The 22,320-nt window shown below is 70.7% G+C and carries 21 protein-coding genes, 1 tRNA gene and 1 pseudogene; 12 read left to right on the forward strand and 11 right to left on the reverse strand.

Annotated elements, in window-relative coordinates; genetic code table 11:
- Positions 1-92: 92 nt before the first annotated feature.
- The 6 genes from ACZ5GP_RS14640 to ACZ5GP_RS14665 form a co-directional block, all read right to left on the reverse strand.
- Positions 93-467, reverse strand: coding sequence for a hypothetical protein (locus ACZ5GP_RS14640; RefSeq protein ID WP_468751180.1), 375 nt, complete (start codon positions 465-467; stop codon positions 93-95).
- Between the two features lie 16 nt (positions 468-483).
- Positions 484-669 (reverse strand): mobile element transfer protein, encoded by a 186-nt coding sequence (locus ACZ5GP_RS14645; RefSeq protein ID WP_468751181.1) that lies wholly within the window; start codon positions 667-669, stop codon positions 484-486.
- Positions 670-683: 14 nt separating this feature from the next.
- The gene (locus ACZ5GP_RS14650) at positions 684-1,328 is read right to left on the reverse strand and encodes a DUF2637 domain-containing protein (protein WP_468751182.1); all 645 of its coding nucleotides are present in this window, start codon (positions 1,326-1,328) and stop codon (positions 684-686) included.
- A 75-nt stretch (positions 1,329-1,403) separates the two neighbouring features.
- Positions 1,404-1,589, reverse strand: a complete 186-nt coding sequence (locus ACZ5GP_RS14655; protein WP_468751183.1) for a hypothetical protein — start codon at positions 1,587-1,589, stop codon at positions 1,404-1,406.
- 21 nt (positions 1,590-1,610) lie between these two features.
- Entirely contained in the window at positions 1,611-2,945 is a 1,335-nt protein-coding gene (locus ACZ5GP_RS14660; RefSeq protein ID WP_468751184.1) for an FtsK/SpoIIIE domain-containing protein, read from the reverse strand.
- 2 nt (positions 2,946-2,947) lie between these two features.
- Entirely contained in the window at positions 2,948-3,283 is a 336-nt protein-coding gene (locus tag ACZ5GP_RS14665; RefSeq protein WP_398119480.1) for an SCO3933 family regulatory protein, read from the reverse strand.
- A 147-nt stretch (positions 3,284-3,430) separates the two neighbouring features.
- Between ACZ5GP_RS14665 and ACZ5GP_RS14670 the strand changes: the two genes are divergently transcribed.
- Both ACZ5GP_RS14670 and ACZ5GP_RS14675 read left to right on the forward strand, forming a co-directional pair.
- Positions 3,431-3,748 carry a putative quinol monooxygenase gene (locus ACZ5GP_RS14670; protein WP_468751185.1) on the forward strand — a complete coding sequence of 106 codons (318 nt, stop codon included), beginning with the start codon at positions 3,431-3,433 and terminating at the stop codon, positions 3,746-3,748.
- Positions 3,745-4,977: a helix-turn-helix domain-containing protein gene (locus ACZ5GP_RS14675; protein ID WP_468751186.1), complete on the forward strand. Its 1,233-nt coding sequence runs from the start codon at positions 3,745-3,747 to the stop codon at positions 4,975-4,977. The genes ACZ5GP_RS14670 and ACZ5GP_RS14675 overlap by 4 nt, the downstream gene beginning before the upstream one ends.
- Before the next feature lie 449 nt (positions 4,978-5,426).
- Here ACZ5GP_RS14675 and ACZ5GP_RS14680 read toward each other — a convergent pair whose 3' ends face one another.
- A complete protein-coding gene (locus tag ACZ5GP_RS14680; RefSeq protein WP_468751187.1) occupies positions 5,427-6,566 on the reverse strand; it encodes a helix-turn-helix domain-containing protein in 1,140 nt (379 codons plus the stop codon).
- Positions 6,535-7,200 (reverse strand): hypothetical protein, encoded by a 666-nt coding sequence (locus ACZ5GP_RS14685; protein WP_468751188.1) that lies wholly within the window; start codon positions 7,198-7,200, stop codon positions 6,535-6,537. Before ACZ5GP_RS14685 ends, ACZ5GP_RS14680 begins: the two co-directional genes overlap by 32 nt.
- A 171-nt stretch (positions 7,201-7,371) precedes the next feature.
- On the opposite strand from ACZ5GP_RS14685, the gene ACZ5GP_RS14690 reads away from it, so the two are divergent.
- From ACZ5GP_RS14690 to ACZ5GP_RS14730, 9 genes and pseudogenes are all read left to right on the forward strand, one after another.
- Positions 7,372-7,490: transfer RNA gene (locus tag ACZ5GP_RS14690), tRNA-OTHER, on the forward strand.
- A 78-nt stretch (positions 7,491-7,568) separates the two neighbouring features.
- Positions 7,569-8,471 (forward strand): DUF2797 domain-containing protein, encoded by a 903-nt coding sequence (locus tag ACZ5GP_RS14695; protein ID WP_468751189.1) that lies wholly within the window; start codon positions 7,569-7,571, stop codon positions 8,469-8,471.
- A gap of 291 nt (positions 8,472-8,762) precedes the next feature.
- Positions 8,763-9,143: an antibiotic biosynthesis monooxygenase family protein gene (locus ACZ5GP_RS14700; RefSeq protein WP_468751190.1), complete on the forward strand. Its 381-nt coding sequence runs from the start codon at positions 8,763-8,765 to the stop codon at positions 9,141-9,143.
- Between the two features lie 193 nt (positions 9,144-9,336).
- A pseudogene (locus ACZ5GP_RS14705) lies at positions 9,337-10,074 on the forward strand (response regulator transcription factor); the annotation flags it as partial.
- Positions 10,075-10,139: 65 nt separating this feature from the next.
- Positions 10,140-11,747 carry a sensor histidine kinase gene (locus ACZ5GP_RS14710; RefSeq protein WP_468751191.1) on the forward strand — a complete coding sequence of 536 codons (1,608 nt, stop codon included), beginning with the start codon at positions 10,140-10,142 and terminating at the stop codon, positions 11,745-11,747.
- Positions 11,748-11,773: 26 nt separating this feature from the next.
- A complete protein-coding gene (locus ACZ5GP_RS14715) occupies positions 11,774-13,084 on the forward strand; it encodes a bifunctional glycosyltransferase family 2/GtrA family protein (protein WP_468751192.1) in 1,311 nt (436 codons plus the stop codon).
- The gene (locus tag ACZ5GP_RS14720; RefSeq protein ID WP_468751193.1) at positions 13,081-15,183 is read left to right on the forward strand and encodes an ArnT family glycosyltransferase; all 2,103 of its coding nucleotides are present in this window, start codon (positions 13,081-13,083) and stop codon (positions 15,181-15,183) included. Before ACZ5GP_RS14715 ends, ACZ5GP_RS14720 begins: the two co-directional genes overlap by 4 nt.
- Positions 15,184-15,291: 108 nt before the next feature.
- Positions 15,292-16,794 (forward strand): DHA2 family efflux MFS transporter permease subunit, encoded by a 1,503-nt coding sequence (locus ACZ5GP_RS14725; protein ID WP_468751194.1) that lies wholly within the window; start codon positions 15,292-15,294, stop codon positions 16,792-16,794.
- 111 nt (positions 16,795-16,905) lie between these two features.
- Positions 16,906-17,775, forward strand: a complete 870-nt coding sequence (locus tag ACZ5GP_RS14730) for a TetR/AcrR family transcriptional regulator (protein ID WP_468751195.1) — start codon at positions 16,906-16,908, stop codon at positions 17,773-17,775.
- Between the two features lie 7 nt (positions 17,776-17,782).
- Here ACZ5GP_RS14730 and ACZ5GP_RS14735 read toward each other — a convergent pair whose 3' ends face one another.
- The 3 genes from ACZ5GP_RS14735 to ACZ5GP_RS14745 form a co-directional block, all read right to left on the reverse strand.
- A complete protein-coding gene (locus tag ACZ5GP_RS14735; RefSeq protein WP_468751196.1) occupies positions 17,783-18,598 on the reverse strand; it encodes a YceI family protein in 816 nt (271 codons plus the stop codon).
- A 106-nt stretch (positions 18,599-18,704) separates the two neighbouring features.
- Positions 18,705-21,158 (reverse strand): MFS transporter, encoded by a 2,454-nt coding sequence (locus ACZ5GP_RS14740; protein WP_468751283.1) that lies wholly within the window; start codon positions 21,156-21,158, stop codon positions 18,705-18,707.
- Positions 21,159-21,255: 97 nt separating this feature from the next.
- Positions 21,256-21,726, reverse strand: a complete 471-nt coding sequence (locus ACZ5GP_RS14745; protein ID WP_358582411.1) for a MarR family winged helix-turn-helix transcriptional regulator — start codon at positions 21,724-21,726, stop codon at positions 21,256-21,258.
- Between the two features lie 183 nt (positions 21,727-21,909).
- Here ACZ5GP_RS14745 and ACZ5GP_RS14750 point away from each other — a divergent pair, with 183 nt between their 5' ends.
- A complete protein-coding gene (locus tag ACZ5GP_RS14750) occupies positions 21,910-22,119 on the forward strand; it encodes a hypothetical protein (protein WP_468751197.1) in 210 nt (69 codons plus the stop codon).
- Positions 22,120-22,320 lie beyond the last annotated feature (201 nt).

Genomic DNA, 22,320 nt, shown 5'->3' on the forward strand with positions numbered 1-22,320 from the left:
GATGGGACTTCCCTTTCGGGTCCGTTGGATCTGGAGGGGTGGAGCCGTCCGGGGCGGCGGAAACTTGGCGGTTGAGGCCGCCCCGGAGGGTGTTACTTGCGATAGGCGTTCTTGGGCCGTGCGGGCCGGGAGCGTGAGGGCCGACGACGCGGAGCACGCGAACGCCCCTTGATCGCGCGGCCGGGCCGGGTGCTGCGGTTGGCGCGGCTGAACGTGTAGCCGAGACCGCAGCTTGCCGAGAGAACCGCGATGATCGATGCGGCGATGATCTGGGCGACGAAGGCGGCCACCAGTAGGACCAGCACGGTTCCGGCGGTGATGGACAGGGTGAGCAGGATGGGGCCCTTGTAGGAGCGGGGCGCCTCCTGCACGATCACGACCCTGCCCATGTCGGTGCCGGGCGGGATCTGCCGATACAACTCGGTGGGGAGGTGTCCGGCGCGGAACTGCTCGTCGGGCAGCTTCATGGAACGGCGCTCCTTCTCAGGCCGTGCAGCGATGGGTACGGGCGGCGAGTTCGGCGGCGGAACGGTCTCGGTACTCGTTGGAAAAGCCGCATTTCGGTGCGGTGCAGGCGGCGGTGTGTTTGATCTGGCCACGGCCGTTGCTGAACGTGCCGACCTGCACGGGGCCGATGCGGACCACGTCGTAGAAGCGGTTCGGGCGCATGGGGTCACCTCCCTTCAGGCGAGTTGGGCGACGATGGCGCCGGCGAGGTCTTCCGGGATGCTGAGGCGAACGCGCAGGGTGGCGGTGTCGATGTCCCTACCGGTGCGGGTGCGGTGCTCGGTGGCGACCTTGCGGGCGTGGTCCACCAACGCCGGCGGCACGGCCAAGGGCGGGGGCGGGGCTTCCGGCAGGGCCGGTGCGGGCTCCGGGACCGGCAACACCTCGTGTGCGGGTTCGGCGGGCTCGGGGCGGTCGACCACTGGCACCGGCGGGGGAACGGGCTCCGGGGGCAGCGCGTGGTCAGTCGGGCTGTGAGCGAGCAGGGTGCCGCCGAGGAAGGCGAGCGCGGGCCAGCCGGCGACGAGGATGCGCAGCCATGCCGGGACGTGATTCAGGTCGAGGAGTCCGGCGGTGGCGATGTTCGCGCCGAGTGAGGCGATGAGGGCGACCAGGAACCAGACCCAAGCCAGCTTGGAACGGTCGGTGCGCAGCCGGCGCCACACGGCGACCAGGAGCAGGTCGACGGAGACGGGGTAGGCCCACGCCTTCCAACCGGTCTGTCCGGCGGCTTCGGCCAGGTCGTGCAGGTGGGCGAAGGACAGCGCACCGGCAATCACGGCCTGGATCAGTACGGCGTCAATGCGGATCGAGCGGAACACGGCTTCACCTCCCTTCGCGGGGGTCGAGCCGGGGCGGGGCGGGGATCAGATGTCCGGCGGCCCGGCCCGGGCAGTTCAGTCGGTGTCGGGGGCTTCGCCGGTGCCGAGGCAGGACAGGCACATCGCGGTTTGCCGGTGCTCGGTGACACGGCTTCTGCGGGAGCCGACCCGGACGGCTTCGGTGGTCTCGCCCTTGCCGTCGCAGTCCGGGCACGTCGGGGTGGGGCGAGGCTTGGTGGTCTTGCGTACGCGCGGAGCCATGAGCGATTCCCCTTTCCGGGGTCAGAGCTGCGGGGACACCAGCGGGGGCACGACGGGCATGGGCGGGACCGTCCGGGCGACCGGCCGAAACGGGGCGAGGAACGGCAGATCCGGGGTGAGGTGAGCGAAGTCCCGGCACACGGCCGCCACTTCCGCCGCACTGGTCTCAGGGGTGCGGATGCGAGACCAGCCGCCAGAGGTGTCGCCGGCCACCGCGATGCCGGGGCGGTCCACCCGGATCGAGGTCGCGGCCATCACCGCGTCAGGGGCGATGTCACCCAGACCCATCTCGGCGGTCGCCTTGTCATTGACGCGGTGGACGACACGGCCTGTGAGCTGCGCACGCAAGGCAGTGGCACCCCTGCCGAGATCGGAGCCGAAGCGCTGCCCGCAAACCTCCAGGTACATGCCGACCGCACGGGCCATCTGACCCAGCCGAACCAGTTGCATGACGGTCCGGTCGCGCGCCGGCTCGTCCTTCTTCGAGGTGACGAAGAACAGTTCCGCGACCTCATCGATCAGGACGACCAGGGGCACGGGCCGCAGGTGGGCGGGCAGGTCCCACACGTCCGAGACGCCATAGAGCGCGAGGAGATCGAAGCGCTCTTCCATCTCCGCAACGAGAACGTTGATCAAGCGACCGGCCATGTCCGGATCAGTGGCCAGGGCCGACAGACGCGGCAGGTATCGGCTGTGCTCAACACCGCGCTTGCAGTCGATGCCGATCAGCCCCACCGGGAGCTGCGCCAAGCCCTTGACCAGGACGCGCTGATACATGGACTTGCCCGAGGAGTTCGCGCCCAAGGTCAGCGCCATGGGGACCGTGCGATAGTCCCGCTCAAAGACCGTGCCGTCTTCCCGCAGCGCCACCGGAACCACCAGGTCACGAGGCTGCGCCTTGCGCGGCAGACGGACCCGGCGCAACACGTCATAGCCCGTCATCCGCAGTTCCACAAAGCCGGGCTTGGTCTCCACGACGGTGACCGACTGCACGCCGAATGCGTGGCGCAGCCGTTCACAGGAGGTGGCCACATCGGCGGGTTCCAGGCCGGCCGGAAGGCGCAAGGTGACGCGCAGTCCGGTCGACACCGGGCGGACCCGGCGGACCTTCGGGGGCATCGGCCGAACCTCGCGACGGGCCAGGTTGCGGGTCATGAAGGCACGGAAACCCGCCGGCTGAACCGTCAGGCCGCACACCTCCATCGTGGAGCGGTACGACCAGGTGAACCGGCCCCACGTCACCGGCAGTCCGACCATCGACCAGTACACGCGCGGGGCCCGCTGCTTGGCGTAGCCCATACCACCGGCGCCCGCTAACGCTCCCGTGGCCTCCAGCCACAGCGTCAGGTCAGACATGATCAGGCCCCCAGCGGGGTGACCGCGACCGCGCGGAACGAGATGCCGTGCCGCTTCTGACCGTTGAACTCGTTCTCCCAGTCCCGCGCCTTGAGCCCGGTCACCGCCACCGGCGTACCCGGCGCCAGATCCTGCGGGACACCCGTCTCCGGCACGGTCACCTGGTAGAGGTTGCCCTCTCCCTCGTCCGAGACCAGCAGACCCACCGTGGACAAGCCCACGCTCGGGTTGTCCCGGTCCACGGCCCGCTCACCGGTCCTCTTGTTGACCATCTTCGCTTCCGGCGGCGTCGCCACGAACACGATGGCGGTCGAGAGATCGATCTTGAAGGACGGCATAGAGCACTCCTTGAGTCAGACCCAATAGCACTGGGTCGCAGCTTCCCTACGAAGGTAGGCGCAGAAAAACTGCGAGTCAAGAAGTTCTGTGAGTAGCAGTGCAGCTAAATCTCTGGGACTCTGAGAGCGACACCTAAGGAGGACCACATGACCAGCGGTTTTGGCCTCGTCGTCCGGTTCAACCTGCGCGATGCAGAGGCGGCGAGAAGCTTCGACGCTTTGGTGGAGGAGACCCTCAAGGGCATCCGTGCCCACGAGCCCGGCACCCTGGCATACGTCGTGCACACCGTGCTGGAGGAGCCCAACACCCGAGTGTTCTACGAGCTGTACGCGGATCGAGCGGCGTTTGATCAGCACGAGCAGCAGGAGCACACCCGCCACTTCTTGGCGGAGCGGGAGAAGTACGTGACAGACTTCTCCGTCACTTTCATCGAGAGTCGGGACGCCGCCGGGGTGTGGGTGTGACTCCGGAGGAACGGCGGGCTTTTGGTGCCCGAGTCGCCCGCTTTCGCGAGGAGCGCGGCCTCACGCAGAAGCAGTTGGCAGCCGAGATCGGTCGCACTGCAAGTTGGCTTTCCCAGGTTGAGCGGGGTATCCAACCGGTCAACCGCTTGGATGTTCTGCGCTTGCTGGCGGACGGCCTTGGTGTCTCCGTGCAGGAACTGCGAGCAGATGCACCGGTGCAAGCACCGGTGGAGGAACCTTCGGTCGAGCTTCCGAATGATCTCGACCAGGCCCGATTGGTTATCTCGGGACATGCCGTCCCCGAGGTTGTTCTGGGTGCGGCCAGCCCCGGTCCCGCCAACGTGGAAGAGCTGCAACGTGCGGTTGACCGGGTGTGGGAGCTGACCCACGCCAATGAGTTCGCGGAATTGAGCTGCATGCTGGGGCCACTGGTGCCCCGGATCGAGCGTGCGGCCCGTACGGCCACGCCGAGCGAGCGAGGAAGGCTTTGGGGTCTGCTAAGCCGGACTTACCAAGCCCTCGCCGCAGCGTTCGTACGGCAGGACGAGGCGGATGCCGCATGGGTCGCGGCGGATCGCGCCATCCGAGCGGCAGAGGAATCGGGTAACACCCTGGATGTGTTCGCCAGCATCTTCAGGTTGTCTCAGGCGTTCGTGCGGCTCAAGCACCTTGACCAGGCCGAGCACTCAGCCACTACGGCCCTGAACGCGCTGGAACGGTACTACGACGAGGGTGCAGAGCCTGAGGCGCTGTCGGTGATCGGGGCTCTACACCTAGCGTTGGCCCTTATCCATGCGCGCGCTGGAGACCGAACCCGGGCGCGGCAGGAGATGAAGAGGGCGCGACAGGTCGGCGTCAGGCTGGGAGAGGATCGGAACGACTTCAATCTGGAGTTCGGGCCGACCAATGTAGAGATCCAAGCCGTATCGATCGCAGTCGAGCTAGGGGATGCCGGCGAGGCCATCGAGGTGGGTACTGCCCTCGATACGTCTGCACTTTCGTTGGAGCGTCGAGCCCGACTGAAGATGGACCTTGGCCGCGCTTATGCGCAGCGGCGGCAAGTCGGTGAAGCGCTGGGGGCGTTGCTGGACGCGGAGGAGTTGTCCCCCGACCTCATCCACACCCACGTAGCCGCCAGGGACACAATCCGGGACCTTCTCCTTTTCGCCGGTCGCACGGCGCCCCCGGAGCTGAAGCAGCTTGCCGACCGGGCGGACGCGCATCCCTGAGCTGTTACAAGTTTCTCTACCTCATCAAGGCACCCGGCTGCGCTCCGCTCCGCCGGGCGCGCTTCCCGGCTCTGGCTGCGCCCGCGCTCCTGCCTTCGGCCCGCTCGGCGCTGCCGCCGCCGACGCGCGCCCGCATGTGGATAGGGGCCGAAGGCCATGAGTCGATCACCGCACAGAGCGGCCTACGGTCAAGACGATGCCTCCGGCGGGGGATCGGCCGGCACCGGGATGGAGGGGGCGCCGTTTCCGCCTGCGGACCCGCTGTGGCGTGCGCGGGGCTCCCATCCCGTCCACCATCGACCCAGGCAGAGCCGAGCAGACGCGGCCCAGGGCGTCAAGGTCGTTCGTACAGTGGCGCGCTCCACCTTGACGCCCTGAACCACGCCCGCTCCACGGTGTGTGGGTCGACGGCGGACGGGATGGGAGCGAGGAGGAGTGTGGTGGAGGTATCAGACGACCCGCAGGTTGGGACGAACCGCAGGGCTGGTCATTTCCCCGCCCTCGACAACCATTGGCACAAGGCCGAAGACGTGCAGGTTCAGCTCTTCGACCGTCAGGTTTATGTCGTCAGCCATACGGGATACGGGAATTTTCTGCGAGCGCAACGCAGCGAAAACCTTACTAAGAAGCTGAGAGCTTTCCCTCGGAATCCCACCTGGCTCGCTGCGCCTGAATCCCATCTGAGAGAGTTGCTTGACAGTGGTGCGGTAATTCCACTCTGTGATTAGGTCTAGGTCTTTCAGGCGATACGCTAGGGCCACAGCGGCAACTTGCCATTTGAGTTTAGCGCTCAGAATCCTACGAGCGTCGGCAGAATAAAGCCTCTGGGCAAGCAATCCGGCTTTTGGCATCAGGAAAGCTGAGGCGAACTGTTGCGCTTCCTGTTCCGCCTCCTGGCCGTGTGGGATCCGATGCTCGGAGTGCAACACTAGGTGGCCGAGTTCGTGTGCGGCGTCAAATCGCCCGCGTTCGCCGCTCTTTTCGAGGTTCAGAACAATGAATGGGCGTGTCCTTTTCCAGCGGAATGAAAAGGCGTCCACTGATGTGCAGTCTGCTGCTAGCGAGAAAACGCGGACGCCGTGAGATTCCAGCAGATGGACCATATTAGGAATTGGTGCTTCCCCAAGCCCCCACAGCATGCGGACCCTATCCGCTGCCTCTTCTGGTGATAGGTGCGGCAGGGTTGGGACGTCGGGCTTAGGTAGCCCGAAGCTTCGCTCGATCCAGTCATTAATCTCGACCACGATCCGGCCGGCGCCGCGGGCAGAGTCCCTGTCGAGAGCGCTCATCTTGGACAGTGCCCGAAAGCTGACCGCGTCGAGCTCGATCTCCTCGACGTCGTGCGCAGTGAAGAAGGGCAAGGGGAGGCCGAGGGCCTCCGCCAAGACCTCCATGGTTTCGGGTGCTGGAGTCTTATGCCCGTTCTCGAAGGCTGTCAGGCTCCGCACCGAAATTCCTGACTTGTTTGCCAAGGAGGATAGAGTCATGCGCCTTCTCTTTCGCGCAAGCACCAACCGCGAAGCAGTAAGCATGACTCTTTCTCCTGTCTGAGGGAGCCTAGACGGCTCCCTTGAATTCAACTGGGACATCGACGGGCGTCACAGTCGGGATCTCGTCCAGACGCTTGATGTCGAACTCGGCACCTCGGAACGGGTTGTCATCGATGATGATGCGTTCCAGCCACGAGTCTACGTACTTCCCATGCATCTGCACGGGAAGCGACAGTTCGAACATCAGGCCTGCGTTGCTCGACTTGTAGAGGAGGAACCACGTGGGGAGGTCGTTGACCTCTACCTCACTCTCCGTCTCCTCGTCAAGGACCGAGAAAAGAGGCAACTGCTTGAAGTTCCGCTCGACGAGTTTTGCGACGGCGGAGCCCTTCGGATTCTTGGTTCGAACGTCCCCGGTGAAGTCCGCAGCCTCTTCGCCAACCATACCCGAGCCGCTCACGGCAGTGATCGCGAAGGTCCCAGAAGGGTTGATCGTGCGAAGAATCGACTGCGCGTTGCTAAAAGTCCAGGCATTCAGCGTCATTCTCTCCCGGAACGTGCGATTGCTTCGCGACCAGAAGGCGTAACCCGCCATGCCGGGGGCGTCCATCTCGGTGCACAGGCGGGCTTCGGCCAACCCGCCCGCGATGGCCCGGTGCACATCCTCGGGCGTGAGGTCGAGTTCTCGAAGCCGCCGCACTGCGGCTTCACCGACATGACAGACGGGTTCCACGTGCCCTCCAGACCAGACTGAAGTAGGTTCCAAAAATCCTACCTCATCTGAGGGCCCTTTTTTGGAACCTCGACCCGATGGGAACATTAGTTCGCATCGTTGGTTGGGTCAACCGACAGCGCGGGGTAGGTTTGTTCGTGCGGTACAGCACCGAAGTACAGCAACTTCGATGCACTCGTGCGGTCGCCAACGCCTCTGATGGCCCGTCTGGTGGCAGGTATGCCCGTCAGTGACCGATCCACATAGAGCTACGGATCAGAAGGTTGCAGGTTCGAATCCTGCCGAGTGCACAGCAGGCCAGAGGCCCCGACGGGAAACCGTCGGGGCCTCTGGTCGTTTGTGCGTGGTCGGGACCGAGGAGTACGGCGATGGAGTGGCGTTGCGCGGGGCTCGGGTGGTCGGGGGGCCGGCCCGTGTTGCGGTGGGCGGGTGGGCGGAGCAGTGCGCTCGCGTATGGGCGGGCGATCGGGTTCCGGGCCGTGGGGGAGCGATGGTGCGTGGGGGCGCGGGGAAATCCGTGTCCTGTGCGGGCCGTCGTGCCGGCGCGGGCCACGCAGGCGCGGTGCCCCGAGTGTGCGCGGCTCGACCGGGCGTTCTCCGTGGCGGCGGACGGGGTGCCGGACGATCCGCGTACCTACCGGGTGTATCTCGCGTGGTTCGGGCCCGGGCTGGTCAAGGTCGGGATCACCGCGCAGGAGCGGGGCGCGGTGCGGCTCCTCGAGCAGGGGGCCGTGGCGTTCTGCTGGCTGGGGCGCGGCCCGTTGATGGCGGCCCGCCGCACGGAGGAGTTGCTGCGGGCCGCGCTCGGGGTGCCGGACCGGGTGCCGTACGCGCGCAAACGCGAGGTCCGGGGGGCGCTGCCCGGGTGGCCCGAACGGGTGGGGGAGTTGGCGGGGCTGTACGAGCGGGCCGCCGCGCTCGCGGGGTGGGCCGAGACGCTGGAGCGGTTGGCGTTCGAGGCCGTCGATCACGCGGAGGCCTTCGGGCTCGCGGCGCCGGGGAGCGGGGCCGCCGAGGGCGTCGTGCGGGAGGTGGCCGACGGCGGGGTCGTCGCCGGGCGGCTGGTCGCGGCGGCCGGGCCCGATCTGCATCTGGAGGTCGCGGGCGGGGGCGTACTCGTCCTCGACACGCGGGTGCTCGTGGGGTGGGAGCTGGTGGGGGCCGACGCGGGGGCGGCCGTGACGGTGCCGGTCCTGGGCCTGGGCGGCCGGCGAGGGGGCCAGGGGCCGGGGGCGGTGGGCGGCGCCGCCGAGCAGGAGGGCCTTTTCTGAGCCGCCGTGCCTCGCCTCGCCTCGCCGTGCCCGTGCCTCGTGCCCGTGCCTCGCCTCGCCGTGCCCGTGCCTCGTGCCCGTGCCTCGCCTCGCCGTGCCCGTGCCTCGTGCCTCGCCGCCTCGCGCCGCCTTCGTCCCGGTCGTCGGGAGCGGCCGTGCCCTCTCGTCGCGCCTTGCCGACCCGAGGGTTGGACGCCCTTTGCTGACCGGAGGGTCAAAGGTCGGTGACCGGAGGGCAAGGAGTGGGGCTGAGGGGTGGACAGGGGGTGCCGCGGGTTCGAGGGTGGGGGCATGAGTGATCTTGACGTGGGGCCGGTCGGGCCCTTTGAACCGCCTTACTACACCGTCGTGTTCACCTCTGTACTCGCCGCGAACGGCGCGGGTCACGGGGATGCGGACGGTGCGGGACACGGCGACGGGTACGGCGAGACCGGTGCGCGCATGGAGGAGCTGGTCGCCGCCGTGCCCGGCTTCCTCGGTGTGGATTCCGCGCGGGCACCCGGCGGCCTGGGCATCACCGTCGCCTACTTCCGCGACGAGGAGGCCATCGAGGCCTGGCGGAACCAGCCCGAGCACCGGGTGGCGCAGCGGCGCGGGCGCGAGGAGTGGTACGACTCGTACGTCCTGCACGTGGGCAAGGTCGAGCGGAGTCATGGCTTCGTCCGCGGATGAGGCCGGGGCCGCTGGGGCAGCCGGGGGCGCTGGAGGGACCGGAGGCGTAGGGGGGCACCCACGCCGGGGAACGGGGCGCGGGCCGTTCGGGTCGGAGGAGTGAGAGCGGCTCCGTCGAACCCCCGCGCCGTTTCTCAGGCAATTCACAGGTTCGCGCAAGAGTGCTCTCAGGGGCGCGGCCCACCCTCTGGGTATGACCACGACCTCGCCCCAGGCGCGCACCGAACTGCTCCGGCCGGACGGGAGCCCCGTCCGCGTACTCGTGGTGGACGACGAGGCGTCTCTCACCGAGCTGCTGTCCATGGCCCTGCGGTACGAGGGCTGGCAGATCCGCAGCGCGGCGGACGGCGCCGGCGCGGTGCGGGCCGCGCGCGCGTTCCGGCCCGACGCCGTGGTGCTGGACATGATGCTGCCCGACATGGACGGCCTCTCGCTGCTCGGCAGGCTGCGCCGGGAACTGCCGGACGTGCCGGTGCTGTTCCTGACCGCGAAGGACGCGGTGGAGGACCGTATCGCCGGGCTCACCGCCGGCGGCGACGACTACGTCACCAAGCCCTTCAGCCTGGAGGAGGTGGTGGCCCGGCTGCGCGGGCTCATCCGGCGGGCCGGGGCCGCGGACAAGCGCGGCGCGTCCGTGCTCGCGGTGGGGGACCTCACCCTGGACGAGGACAGCCATGAGGTGACGCGCGGCGGGGAGTCCATCCATCTGACCGCCACCGAGTTCGAGCTGCTGCGCTATCTCATGCGCAATCCGCGGCGCGTGCTGAGCAAGGCGCAGATCCTCGACCGCGTGTGGAACTACGACTTCGGCGGCCAGGCCAACGTCGTCGAGCTCTACATCTCGTACCTGCGCAGGAAGATCGACGCCGGACGGGAGCCGATGATCCATACGCGGCGCGGGGCCGGGTACCTGATCAAACCGGCCGCGTCCGTGACCGCTCCCGCGACCCCGGTGTCGAGCGCACCCATGAGGCCCGCGCCCTCGCCCCTGCCTTCGTGAGAGGCGGCCCCTGGCGTCGGCGGCCCCGGGCGCGCACGCTCCGTACCCGGCTCGTCCTCTCCGCCGTCGCGCTCATCGCCGTCGTCTGCGCGGTGATCGGGACCGTCACCACCATCGCCCTGCGCTCCCACCTGTACGAGCAGCTGGACGGCGCGCTCGGCGCGGTCGCGAAGCGGGCGGCCGGGCCGCCGGGCGGGCCCGGGGCCGAGCGGCCCGCGGGGTTCGGCGGCGGGCCGTGGAGCGATCCGCTGGAGTTCGTCACGCGCGGCCCGCAGGAGATCGGCACCATCGGCGCCGAGGCGGCCGGCGGTTCGGTGGGCCGCGCCCTGGTCAGCACCGAGGCGGACAGCGACGGCGACAGTACGCCGCCGGTCGCGACGAGCCTGGACGCGGGCCAGAAGGATGCGCTGGCCGCCGTACCGAAGGACCAGCGGCCGCACTCCGTCGACGTCCCGGGCCTCGGCGAGTACCGCGTGACGTACACGACCGGGAGCAACGGCTCCTTCCTGGTCGGCATCCCCACCACCAAGGTGCGCACCACCCTGAACACCCTGGTCGTCGTCGAGGTCAGCGTCACCGCGGCGGGCCTGGCCGCCGCCTCGCTCGCCGGCGCCGTCTTGGTCGGCGTCGCACTGCGCCCCCTGCGCCGCATCGCGGGCACCGCGACCCGGGTCGCCCAACTGCCCCTGCACAGCGGCGAGGTGGCTCTCCACGAGCGTGTCCCCGACGCCGATCCGCGCACCGAGGTGGGCCAGGTGGGCGCCGCCCTCAACCGGCTGCTCGACCACGTGCACTCCGCGCTCGACGCCCGCCAGCGCAGCGAGACACGCGTACGGCAGTTCGTCGCGGACGCCGGCCACGAGCTGCGGACACCGCTCGCCTCCATCCGCGGGTACGCCGAACTGACGTGCCGGGGGCCGGAGTCCACCGGGCCCGACACGCGGCACGCGCTCGGCCGCATCGAGTCCGAGGCCGAGCGGATGACCGGGCTCGTCGAGGACCTGCTGCTCCTCGCGCGGCTCGACGCCGAGCAGCAGGAGAGCGCGGGGCTCGCGGGCGGCGGGGGCGTGCGCCCGCTGTCGTGCCGGATCGGTGATCTGGCGCCGCTCGTCGTCGACGCCGTCGGTGACGCCCGTGCCGCCGGGCCCGGTCACCACTGGCGCCTCGAACTGCCCGGGCCCGAGGCGCCCGCCCTGGTCCGCGCCGACACCGACCGGCTCCACCAGGTCGTCGTCAACCTCCTGGCCAACGCCCGCGTCCACACCCCGCCCGGTACGACGGTCACCGCTCGGGTGCGCCGGGAGGGGCCGCGCGTACGCCTGGAGGTCCAGGACGACGGGCCCGGGATCCCGCCCGCCCTCGTGCCCCGCGTCTTCGAACGCTTCTCCCGTGGCGACGCCTCGCGCTCGCGCCGGGCGGGCTCGACGGGCCTCGGCCTGGCCCTCGTACGCGCCATCGTGAGCGCGCACGGCGGCGAGGTCGCCGTGGAGAGCGCGCCGGGACGCACGGTGTTCGCCGTCTCACTGCCCGCCGCACCGGACGGCGGGACGACGGCCTCCGCGCCCGTCCCACAGTCAGGCCACAGCCTCGCCACACAGGCCTGACAGGACGGCTCGCGAGGGTCGTTCGTATGCGAACCGACTCTCTCCCGGGGGCCCTGCCGTCGCGGGAGCACCTTCCCGCCGGTCTGCGCGACGTGCCGGTCCTGGACGTCGTGATCCCCGTCCACAACGAGGAGAAGGACCTGCGGCGGTGCGTCCTGCGGCTGCGCGAGCACCTCGTCCGGACCTTCCCCTATCCCTTCCGCGTCACCATCGCCGACAACGCCTCCACGGACGCCACCCCGCGCATCGCCGCCGAACTGAGCGCCGAGGTGCGCCAGGTGCGGCACGTCCGGCTCGACCGCAAGGGGCGCGGCCGGGCGCTGCGTGCCGTCTGGTCCGCCTCCGACGCGCCGGTCCTCGCGTACATGGACGTCGACCTCTCCACCGACCTCAACGCGCTGCTGCCGCTGGTCGCCCCGCTGATCTCCGGCCACTCGGACCTGGCGATCGGCTCGCGGCTCGCGGGCGGTTCGCGGGTGGTGCGCGGGCCCAAGCGGGAGTTCATCTCCCGGGCGTACAACCTCATCCTGCGCGGCTCCCTGCACGCCCGCTTCTCCGACGCCCAGTGCGGGTTCAAGGCGCTCCGCGGCGATGTGGCCCGGGTGCTGCTGCCGCTGGTGGAGGACACCGGGTGGTTCTTCGACACCGAGATGCTGGTGCTGGCCGAGCGGGCCGGGCTGCGCATCCACGAAGTGCCGGTCGACTGGGTCGACGATCCCCACTCGACCGTGCGCCTGGTGCGGACGGCCGTGGACGACCTCAAGGGGGTGTGGCGGGTCGGCCGGGCGCTCGCGGTCGGCGCGCTGCCGCTCGACCGGCTCGCGCGCCCCTTCGGGGACGACCCCCGGGACCGGCGGCTGAGCGACGTGCCCGGTGGCCTCGCCCGTCAGCTGGTCGGTTTCTGCGTGGTCGGCGCGCTGTCGACCCTCTTCTACCTGCTGCTCTACAGCGGCTTCCGTACGTTCACGGGGGCGCAGGCCGCCAACGCCCTCGCTCTGCTGGTGTCGGCGGTCGCCAACACCGCGGCGAACCGGAGGCTCACCTTCGGGGTGCGCGGCCGGGAGCGGGCGGTCCGCCACCAGGCGCAGGGCCTCGTCGTCCTCGGCATCGGCCTCGCCCTGACCAGCGGCTCCCTGGCGGCGCTCGGCGCGGCCACGGGCGACCCGGCGCACTCCACGGAACTGGCGGTACTGATCGCGGCCAACCTCGCGGCGACCGTACTGCGGTTCCTCCTGCTGCGCGCCTGGGTGTTCCCGGCCTCGTCCGCCACCAACACCCCCGCCCCCAAGGACGACATGAACCCCGCCACCGCGGATGAATCGAGGAACGGCCGATGAGCGCGACCACGCCCTTGTCCATGACCACGGCCCCTGGCGTGCGGCCGTCCCGCCGGGCGGCGCTGTGGCGGGGGCGGCCCGACGATCCCCGCTGGGCGCGCCCGGCGCTGTTCGCTCTGCTGCTCGCCACGGCCGTCCTCTACCTCTGGAACCTCGGCGCGTCCGGCTACGCCAACTCCTTCTACTCCGCCGCCGTCCAAGCCGGTAGCCAGAGTTGGAAGGCCTTCTTCTTCGGCTCGCTCGACGCGGGCAACGCCATCACCGTCGACAAGCCCCCGGCCGCGCTGTGGCCGATGGCGCTCTCGGTGCGCCTCTTCGGCCTCGGCCCGTGGGCCGTACTGGTGCCGCAGGTCCTGATGGGGGTCGCGACGGTCGGCGTGCTGTACGCGGCCGTGCGGCGGCGGTTCGGTCCGGCGGCCGGGCTGATCGCGGGCGCGGTGCTCGCGCTGACGCCGGTCGCCGCGCTGATGTTCCGCTTCAACAACCCGGACGCGCTGCTCGCCCTGCTCATGACCGTCACGGTGTACTGCGTCCTGCGCGCGCTGGAGCAGGGACGTACGAAGTGGCTGGTGTGGGCGGGGGTCGCGGTGGGCCTCGCCTTCCTGACGAAGACGCTCCAGGCGTTCGTGATCCTGCCACCGCTTGCCGCCGTGTACGCGGTCTGCGCGCCGGTGCGGGTGCGCAGGCGCCTCGGGCAACTCGCCCTGTCCGCGCTGGCGATGGTCGTCACGGGCGGCTGGTGGGTCGCCGTCGTCGAGCTGTGGCCGGCGGGCTCGCGGCCCTACGTCGGCGGTTCGCGGCACAACTCCTTCCTGGAACTGACCTTCGGCTACAACGGCCTCGGCCGGATCAACGGCGAGGAGACCGGCAGCGTCGGCGGTCGCGGCGGCGGGGGCGGCGGCCAGTGGGGCGAGACCGGCATCGGGCGGATGTTCGCCACCGAGACCGGCGGGCAGATCGCGTGGCTGCTGCCCGCCGCGCTGGTCCTGCTCGTGGCGGGGCTCGTCCTCACGCGGGGGGCGCGCCGCACGGACACCGCGCGGGCCGCGTTCGTCGTGTGGGGCGGCGCGCTGCTCGTGACCGCCGGGGTCTTCAGCTTCATGGCCGGGATCTTCCACCAGTACTACACGGTGGCGCTCGCGCCGTACCTCGCGGCGCTCGTCGGCATGGGGGCGACGGTCCTGTGGGAGGAGCGGGCCTCGCGGTGGGCGCGCGGGGTGCTCGGCGCGACGGTCGCGGGGACGGCCGTCTGGGCGTACGTCCTGCTGGGCCGGACCCCGGAGTACGTGCCGTGGCTGCGGTGGGCGGTGCCGGCGGCCGGGACCGCCGGGGCGGTGGGTCTGCTGTGCGCCGCACGGCTCGGCCGCCGGCTGACCCTCGCCACGGCGGGCCTCGCCCTCGCGGCGTCCCTGGCGGGCCCGGTCGCGTACACGTTGTCCACCGTGGACAGCGCGCACACGGGCTCGATCGTGACGGCGGGCCCGGCATCGGCGGGCCGGTTCGGCCCGGGCGGCGGACCCGGCGGAGGCCGGGGCGGCCCCGGCGGTGAGGGCCGCGCGATGCCCCGGCCGGGACAGCTCGGGGGCGGCCCGGGGGGTGACGGCCAGTCCGGCCGGGGCACCCAAGGAGCCCAACGCCGCCCCGACGGCGGGGCGCAGGCCCCCGGAGGGGTGGGCGGTGGCGGAGGCGCTTTCGGCGCGGGCCGGGGCGGTGCCATGGGCGGTCTGCTGAACGGTGCCCACGTCTCCGCCCGGGCGAAGAAGCTCCTGGAGGCGGACGCGGACGACCACACCTGGGTCGCCGCGGCCGTCGGCTCCCAGAACGCGGCCGGTTACCAACTGGCCACGGGCGGGCCGGTGATGGCGATCGGCGGGTTCAACGGCAGCGACCCGTCACCGACCCTCGCGCGCTTCAAGCGGTACGTGACGGAAGGCGAGATCCACTACTTCATCGCGAGCGGCACGGGCGGCACAGGCCGCACGGGCGGCCCCGGCGGCGCCGGCACCTCCGCCGCGATCACCTCGTGGGTCCGGTCGACCTTCACGAAGGTGACGGTGGGCGACGCGACCTTCTACGACCTGACGCAACCGAGGAAGTAGCGCGGGCGCGGAGGGTCCCGCGTATTGCCTTGTACGACGTATGGGAACTGCTCTACGGTGTACGGGAAAGGCGTCCCCTCCACCGTAGAGCCAACCCAGGAGCCCCGTATGACGGCGACGACCGCCGAGTCCTCGGCCGCCCCACCCCGGCACCCGCAGCGCTGGCTGATCCTCGGCGTCGTCTGCCTCGCCCAGCTGGTGGTGCTGCTCGACAACACCGTCCTGAGCGTCGCGATCCCCTCCCTCACCCGGGAGCTGGACGCGTCCACCTCCGACATCCAGTGGATGATCAACGCGTACTCGCTCGTGCAGTCCGGGCTGCTGCTCACCGCGGGCAGCTCCGCCGACCGCTACGGCCGCAAGAAGTTGCTCCTGGCGGGCCTCGCGCTCTTCGGCGCCGGCTCCTTCGTCGCCGCCTTCGCGCAGTCCTCCGGGCAGCTCATCGCCGCCCGCGCGGGCATGGGCGTCGGCGGTGCGCTCCTGATGACCACCACGCTCGCGGTCGTCGTGCAGATCTTCGACGACACCGAGCGCGTCAAGGCGATCGGCGTCTGGTCGACCATCAGCTCCCTCGGCTTCGCGGTCGGGCCGCTGCTCGGCGGCTTCATGCTGAACCACTTCTGGTGGGGCTCGATCTTCCTGATCAACGTCCCCGTGGCGGTGCTCGGCCTGCTCGCGGTCGCCAAGATGGTGCCCGAGTCCAAGAACCCGCGGGGAGACCGGCCCGACCTGCTCGGCGCGCTGCTGTCGACGGTCGGCATGGCCTCGGTGGTCTACGCGATCATCTCCGGGCCCGAGCACGGCTGGACGTCGTCGCACGTGCTGGTCGCCGCGGCCGTCGGCGTGCTGGTCCTCGGCGCGTTCGTGCTCTGGGAGCTGCGCATCCCGTACCCGATGCTGGACATGCACTTCTTCCAGAACCAGCGGTTCATCGGCGCGGTGGCGGGCTCGGTCCTCGTCGCGTTCGGGCTCAGCGGCTCGCTCTTCCTCCTCACCCAGCACCTCCAGTTCGTCCTCGGGTACGAGCCGTTGGAGGCGGGCGTGCGGACCGCGCCGCTCGCGGTGACCATCGTGGCCCTGAACCTGTCCGGCCTCGGCGCGAAACTGCACACCAAGCTGGGCACGCCCACCACGATCCTGGTCGGCATGAGCGCCATCGCCGCCGGTCTCCTGGCGATAGCGCTGCTCGGCGGCGACAACTACGGCGGCATGCTGGCCGGGCTCATCCTCATGGGCGCGGGCATCGGCTTCGCCATGCCCGCCATGGCCAACGCCATCATGAGCGCCATCCCGCTGGAGAAGGCGGGCGTGGGCGCGGGCGTCAACGGCACGCTCGCGGAGTTCGGCAACGGCCTCGGCGTCGCCGTCCTCGGCGCGGTCCTCAACTCCCGTTTCGCCTCGCTGGTGGCGGTCTCCGCGGCGTCCTTCCCCGCGGCGATGGCGGCGGCGAAGTCGGCGGGCGAGCGGGAGCGGATCGCCGACGCGTTCGCCTCGGGGCTGGAGACGAGTCAGCTGGTGGGCGCCGCCGCGGTGTTCCTCGGCGGGGTCGTGGCCGCCGCGTTGCTGCGCAGGGTGGAGCGGGCGGACTCGCGGGGGACGGCGTCGGCATAGCATCGGGGGGAGGGGCGGACCACTGGGTTCCGGTTCGTGGCCTCCCCGGCCCCGCCCCGGAGAACACCGGTCCGGGCCCCAGGTTCCAGGACCCGACGAGGAAGGTGCGCCATGGCCAAGGCTGCCGCCCGCACGAAGAACCCGGCGCGGACGAGTGTCTGGCTGCAGGGCAAGGCCCCTCGCGGCGGCGCCCGCAAGGGCGACCAGCCCAGCGGCCTGGACCGGGAGCGCGTCACCGAGGCCTCGGTCCGGCTCCTGGACGCGGAGGGCCTCGCCAAGTTCTCCATGCGCAGGCTCGCCGCGGAGCTGAACGTCACGGCGATGTCCGTCTACTGGTACGTGGACACCAAGGACGACCTCCTGGAGCTCGCCCTCGACGCGGTCTGCGGCGAGATGCGGCTGCCCCAATGGGAGACGCCCGAGGGGCCCGAGGGGAAGGCATCCGCAGCGGGGGCGACCGCGGAGGCCTGGCGCGACCACCTGCGCGCCCTGGCCCACGAGTACCGCTCGCTGCTGATCCGCCACCCCTGGGTCTCGCCGCTGGTCGGCCGGTACCTCAACATCGGGCCGAACTGGCTGGCGTTCGCCGTCGCGATCCAGCAGACGGTACGGAGCACCGGGCTGCCCGCGCACACGCAGAACGGCGCGATCTCGGCGGTCTTCCAGTTCGTGTACGGCTTCGGGACCATCGAGGGCCACTACATGGCGCGGTGCGCGGAGGCCGGGATGACGCAGGAGGAGTACTACCGGGAGTCGGTCGGCACGGTCGAGGACGAACTGTCCGCGCCCGGGGTGCCCGACAGCGCCAAGGAGCTGCTGGCGGCGCGGGACGGGACCACGGTCGAGGAGATGTGGGAACGGGACTTCACCATCGCCCTCGACCTGATGATCGCGGGCATCGAGGCGCTCCTCACCCGCCCGACCCCGCCGGGTCAGGGCCGGGCGCCTCGCGGAAGGAGCCGCCCGGCGCCGGACCGGTGACGTCCGCTCAGCCCGGCAGCGACTCCCCCTGCACGGCCTGGATGTCCAGCTCCACCCGCAGGGTCGTGCCGATCGCCGAGATCCCCGCCTGCACCACCTGGTTGTAGTTCATGGCGAAGTCCTCGCGCCGCAGCTCGGTCGTGGCGCGGAAGGCCGCGCGGGTCCCGCCCCAGGGGTCGGCGCCGGTGCCGAGGTAGCTCAGCTCCAGGTCGACGGGGCGTACGACCCCGTGCATCCCCAGCTCGCCGTGGACCGTCCAGCGGTCGGCGCCCGCGGGCGTCAGGCCGCTCGACCGGTAGGTGATCTCCGGGTACTGGTCGACGTCCAGGAAGTCCGGCGACTTCAGGTGCCCGTCGCGCATGCCGTTGCCCGTGTCGATCGACGCCGACCGGATGACCGCCTCGACCCGCGACTTCTCGACGTCCTCGGCGATCTCCACCCGCCCGCCGAACTCCAGGAACCGCCCGTGCACGCTGGTGATCCCCAGGTGCTGGGCGACGGCGCCCACGGTGGAGTGCGCGGGGTCGATGGTCCACGGCCCCGGCGGCGGCAGCTCGGTGCCGCCCTGGCGGGCGAGGACGACGTTGCCGACCTCGGCCCGGCCGCTGGCCGTGACGAGCGCGGTGGAGGCGACGGGCGCGTAGCCGACCGCGGTGACGATGACGGTGTACGGCCCGGCCGCCAGCACCGACGCGTCCCGCACGACGCCTTCCTGGTCCGCGGCGGCGCGCAGCACCTGCGTACCGGTCATGTCCGTCACCGTGACGACGGCGTGGGGCACGGCCCACCCGTCACGCGTGCGGATCCGAGCGTTGAGTCCCATCCCGTTTTACTCCTTGCCAAGCCTCGGAAGCGCGCAAGAGAAGCGCGTGAAAAGCGTCGGCCGGTGGCCGCGCCCCGTCAGGGGGCGCGGCCACCGGCCGGGGTCGTCACTCGCCGGGGTGGGCGAGTTCGATGTCGTGGCCGTCGGCGCCGTCGCCGGTCACCGTCAGGCCGGTCGCCACCGGCGGGTAGCCGGTCGCGATGACCGTGTACTCGCCGCTGTCCAGGTCGGTGAAGGCGTACGCCCCGTCGGCCCCGGTGGTCGCGGTGGCGACGACGTTGCCGGCGGCGTCCACCAGCGTGACGCGGGCGTCGTTCAGGGCCGAGCCGCCCGCGCGGACGGTGCCGAGCACCTGCGCGCCGGAGTTCAGCTCGACCTCGACCCGGGTGACCCCGGTGCCGCCGACCTCGACCGGCAGCGCGACGGGCCGGTGGCCGGCCGCGTTGACCGCGACGGTCACGGTGCCGGGGACCAGCTCGGCGAAGGTGAACTCGCCCTGCTCACCGGAGAGCCCGGTGGCCAGGACGTCGCCGCGCACGTCGGTCACGATGACCATCGCGCCACTGACGGGCAGCTTGCTGTCGGCGTCCCGCACGAGACCGCTCAGCCCGCTGGTGCCGCTGAGCAGGATGTCGTACGCCAGGGCGTCCTCGCCCACGACGACGGTCGAGGCCTGCGGCTGGAAGCCGTCGGCGGAGGCGATGAGCACGTACGAACCGGCGCCGGGGGCGTCCAGGGCGTAAGCCCCGTCCCCCTGGGCGACCGCGCGGCCCAGCTGGCGTCCCGCGAGGGAGATCAGCGTGACGGCGGCCTGCGGGACGGGCGCGCCCTCGGCACCGCGGACGTGGCCGTGGACCGGGATGCCGTCGGTGACCGGCGGCAGACCTCCGGAGGCGGCCTCGGCGGCGGACGCCGACGCGGCGAGCCGCTGGGTGCCCTCGGGGCCGGCCTCGGTGCGCGAGGCGACGGAGGCGAGGACGGCCTCGTCGGCGGCGGGGGCACCGGCGACGGCCGGGGCGGTGGCGTCGGCCGTCTCACCGGCGGCCTGCGCGAGACCGCCCGAGGTCCGCAGCGGGACCTCCTTGATGAACAGCGTGATCAGGAAGGCGATCAGGGCCATCGGCGCGGCGATCAGGAAGACGTCCGCGATGCCGTGCCCGTACGCGCTCTCCATCACCGTGCGGAACGGCTCGGGGATCTTGTCCAGGTCCGGGATGCCGCCGCCACCGGTGCCGCCGTGGCCGAACTGCGCGGCGGCCTTCGGGCCGAGGTCGGTGATGCCGTCCTTGACGTAGTCGGTGATGCGCGTGGCCATGATGGCGCCGAGCGCCGAGACACCCATCGCACCGCCCAGGGAGCGGAAGAAGGTGACGGTGGAGCTGGCGGCGCCGAGGTCCTCGGGGGCGACCTGGTTCTGCGTGCACAGGACCAGGTTCTGCATCATCATGCCGATGCCGAGGCCCATCAGGGCCATGAAGATCGCGATGTGCCAGTACTCGGTGTCGTAGCGGATGGTGCCCAGCAGACCGAGGCCCGCCGTCACCAGCACGCCACCGCTGACCAGCCACGCCTTCCACTTGCCGGTCTTGGTGATGACCTGGCCCGAGACGGTCGAGGAGATGAACAGGCCGCTGATCATCGGGATCGTCATGACACCGGACATCGTCGGGGACTCGCCCCGCGCCAGCTGGAAGTACTGGCTGAAGAAGACCGTGCCCGCGAACATCGCGACACCCACGAAGAGCGAGGCGAGGGAGGCGAGCGTGATGGTGCGGTTGCGGAAGAGCCGCAGCGGGATGATCGGCTCGCTGGCCTTCGACTCGACGAGCACGAAGAGCAGGCCGAGGACGATCGAGCCGCCGACCATGGCACCGGTCTGCCAGGACATCCAGTCGTACTTGTCACCGGCGAAGGTGACCCAGACGAGCAGCAGGCAGACGGCGGCGCTGATGAAGAAGGCGCCGGCCCAGTCCACCTTCACGTCGCGCTTGACGACGGGGAGCTTCAGGGTCTTCTGCAGGACGATCAGCGCGATGATCGCGAAGGGCACGCCGACGTAGAAGCACCAGCGCCAGCCGAGCCACGAGGTGTCGGTGATGACACCGCCGAGCAGCGGACCGCCGACGGTGGCGACGGCGAAGGTGGCGCCGAGGTAGCCGGAGTAACGCCCGCGCTCACGCGGGGAGATCATCGCGGCCATGACGATCTGGGCGAGGGCGGAGAGACCGCCCACGCCGACGCCCTGCACGACGCGGCAGGCGATCAGCATCCCGGCACTCTGCGAGAGACCGGCGACGACCGAACCGCCGACGTAGATGACCAGGGCTATCTGGACCAGGGCCTTCTTGCTGAAGAGGTCCGAGAGCTTGCCCCACAGCGGGGTGGTCGCCGTCATCGCGAGCAGCGAGGCGGTGACGACCCAGGTGTAGGCGGACTGGCCGCCGCCGAGGTCGCCGATGATTTCGGGCAGGGCGTTGGAGACGATCGTCGACGACAGGATCGCCACGAACATGCCGAGCAGCAGACCCGACAGTGCTTCCATGATCTGCCGGTGCGTCATCGGAGCGTTCTCGCCGGGGTGACCGTGGTGCGCTCCGTGCTTGGCATGGCTGCCCCGCACACCGGCTGGTGTGGTTGTTGCCATGGACTTCCTCTTCTTACGCGGGTGTACGGGTGGTCTCGGGTCGGGCCGCCGCGGCGCGGCAGTCCCCGAAGCTGTCGCGCAGGCGCGCGAGCAGTGTGCTGAGCCGGACGACCTCTTCGTCGGTCCAGTCGTGCAAGTAGTGGGTGAGCGTCCGGATGGAGAGGTCGGACAGCTCCTCGACCTTGGCCTTGCCCTCGGGCGTCAGGCGCAGGATCCGGGAGCGCTTGTCGGCGGGATCGGGATCGCGGACGATCCACTCCTTCTCCACGACATGGGCGACGTGCCGGCTGGTCACCGACATGTCGACGGCGAGCAGCTCGGCCAGCCTGCTCATCCGCATCGCGCCGTGGCGCTCCAGCAGGACGAGTACGGCGGCGGACCCGGCCGGGCAGTCCGGGGGCAGGGCCCGTCCGAGACCGCGTTTCACGGCGCCGATGGCGCTGAGCTGTCGGGCCAGCTCCTCGTACTGACGCTGCGCGGCCACGGCACCTCCGTTTTTGTTGCTTAGGGCAACCATAGAAGCAGTTGGTTGCTGCAGGCAAACTAAAATCGGACGTACGCCCTAAAGAGTCGGCAAAGCTCCGGGGGTCCGCTCGTAAAGTCCCAGGCGGGTGAGGGTCCGGTGGGGGTTGGGCGGGGGGCGATGGATTCGCTAGTGTCCTGCTCCATGGCACACAACCCCCAGGGTCCCCAGGGCAACCCCGACCCCGCCGGCAGCACGCAGATGTTCCGCGCCTTCGTCGACGAGGCACCGCAGGGCGGCGGCGGTCGCCGGCAGGCGGCGCCTTCCTCCTCCGGCCCACGGGTCGGCCTGATCCTCGGCGTGGTCCTCGCGGTCGTGATCGTGGCGGGCGTGGCGTGGCTCGCGCTCAAGTAGTTCGGGACATCGCGAAGTAGCGCCCCGTCAGGGGCGCGGGGAACTGCGCGACCAGCCACCACGCGCCCGCGCACGAACGACCGGGGCCCGACCGGGCAGTCCGGACGTCTCCCCACCGAGCCCGACCGGGGCCTGAACGGTGAGGGGGGCGTAAAACCGTCGAGGGCCGGGTGGCCTCCCCTCCGTGCCACCCTCCCCGCG

It is taken from the genome of Streptomyces sp. NPDC031466 (assembly GCF_055581265.1).

Bases quoted from the DNA above. Each gene is read 5' to 3' on its own strand.
- ACZ5GP_RS14700 (WP_468751190.1), top strand. From the start codon at position 8,763: ATGAGTGATCTTGACGTGGGGCCGGTCGGGCCCTTTGAACCGCCTTAC.
- ACZ5GP_RS14655 (WP_468751183.1), bottom strand. From the start codon at position 1,589: ATGGCTCCGCGCGTACGCAAGACCACCAAGCCTCGCCCCACCCCGACG.
- ACZ5GP_RS14725 (WP_468751194.1), top strand. From the start codon at position 15,292: ATGACGGCGACGACCGCCGAGTCCTCGGCCGCCCCACCCCGGCACCCG.
- ACZ5GP_RS14670 (WP_468751185.1), top strand. From the start codon at position 3,431: ATGACCAGCGGTTTTGGCCTCGTCGTCCGGTTCAACCTGCGCGATGCA.
- ACZ5GP_RS14680 (WP_468751187.1), bottom strand. From the start codon at position 6,566: ATGTCCCAGTTGAATTCAAGGGAGCCGTCTAGGCTCCCTCAGACAGGA.
- ACZ5GP_RS14660 (WP_468751184.1), bottom strand. From the start codon at position 2,945: ATGTCTGACCTGACGCTGTGGCTGGAGGCCACGGGAGCGTTAGCGGGC.
- ACZ5GP_RS14695 (WP_468751189.1), top strand. From the start codon at position 7,569: ATGGAGTGGCGTTGCGCGGGGCTCGGGTGGTCGGGGGGCCGGCCCGTG.
- ACZ5GP_RS14665 (WP_398119480.1), bottom strand. From the start codon at position 3,283: ATGCCGTCCTTCAAGATCGATCTCTCGACCGCCATCGTGTTCGTGGCG.
- ACZ5GP_RS14640 (WP_468751180.1), bottom strand. From the start codon at position 467: ATGAAGCTGCCCGACGAGCAGTTCCGCGCCGGACACCTCCCCACCGAG.
- ACZ5GP_RS14750 (WP_468751197.1), top strand. From the start codon at position 21,910: ATGGCACACAACCCCCAGGGTCCCCAGGGCAACCCCGACCCCGCCGGC.
- ACZ5GP_RS14715 (WP_468751192.1), top strand. From the start codon at position 11,774: ATGCGAACCGACTCTCTCCCGGGGGCCCTGCCGTCGCGGGAGCACCTT.
- ACZ5GP_RS14645 (WP_468751181.1), bottom strand. From the start codon at position 669: ATGCGCCCGAACCGCTTCTACGACGTGGTCCGCATCGGCCCCGTGCAG.
- ACZ5GP_RS14740 (WP_468751283.1), bottom strand. From the start codon at position 21,158: ATGACGCACCGGCAGATCATGGAAGCACTGTCGGGTCTGCTGCTCGGC.
- ACZ5GP_RS14720 (WP_468751193.1), top strand. From the start codon at position 13,081: ATGAGCGCGACCACGCCCTTGTCCATGACCACGGCCCCTGGCGTGCGG.
- ACZ5GP_RS14735 (WP_468751196.1), bottom strand. From the start codon at position 18,598: ATGGGACTCAACGCTCGGATCCGCACGCGTGACGGGTGGGCCGTGCCC.
- ACZ5GP_RS14730 (WP_468751195.1), top strand. From the start codon at position 16,906: ATGGCCAAGGCTGCCGCCCGCACGAAGAACCCGGCGCGGACGAGTGTC.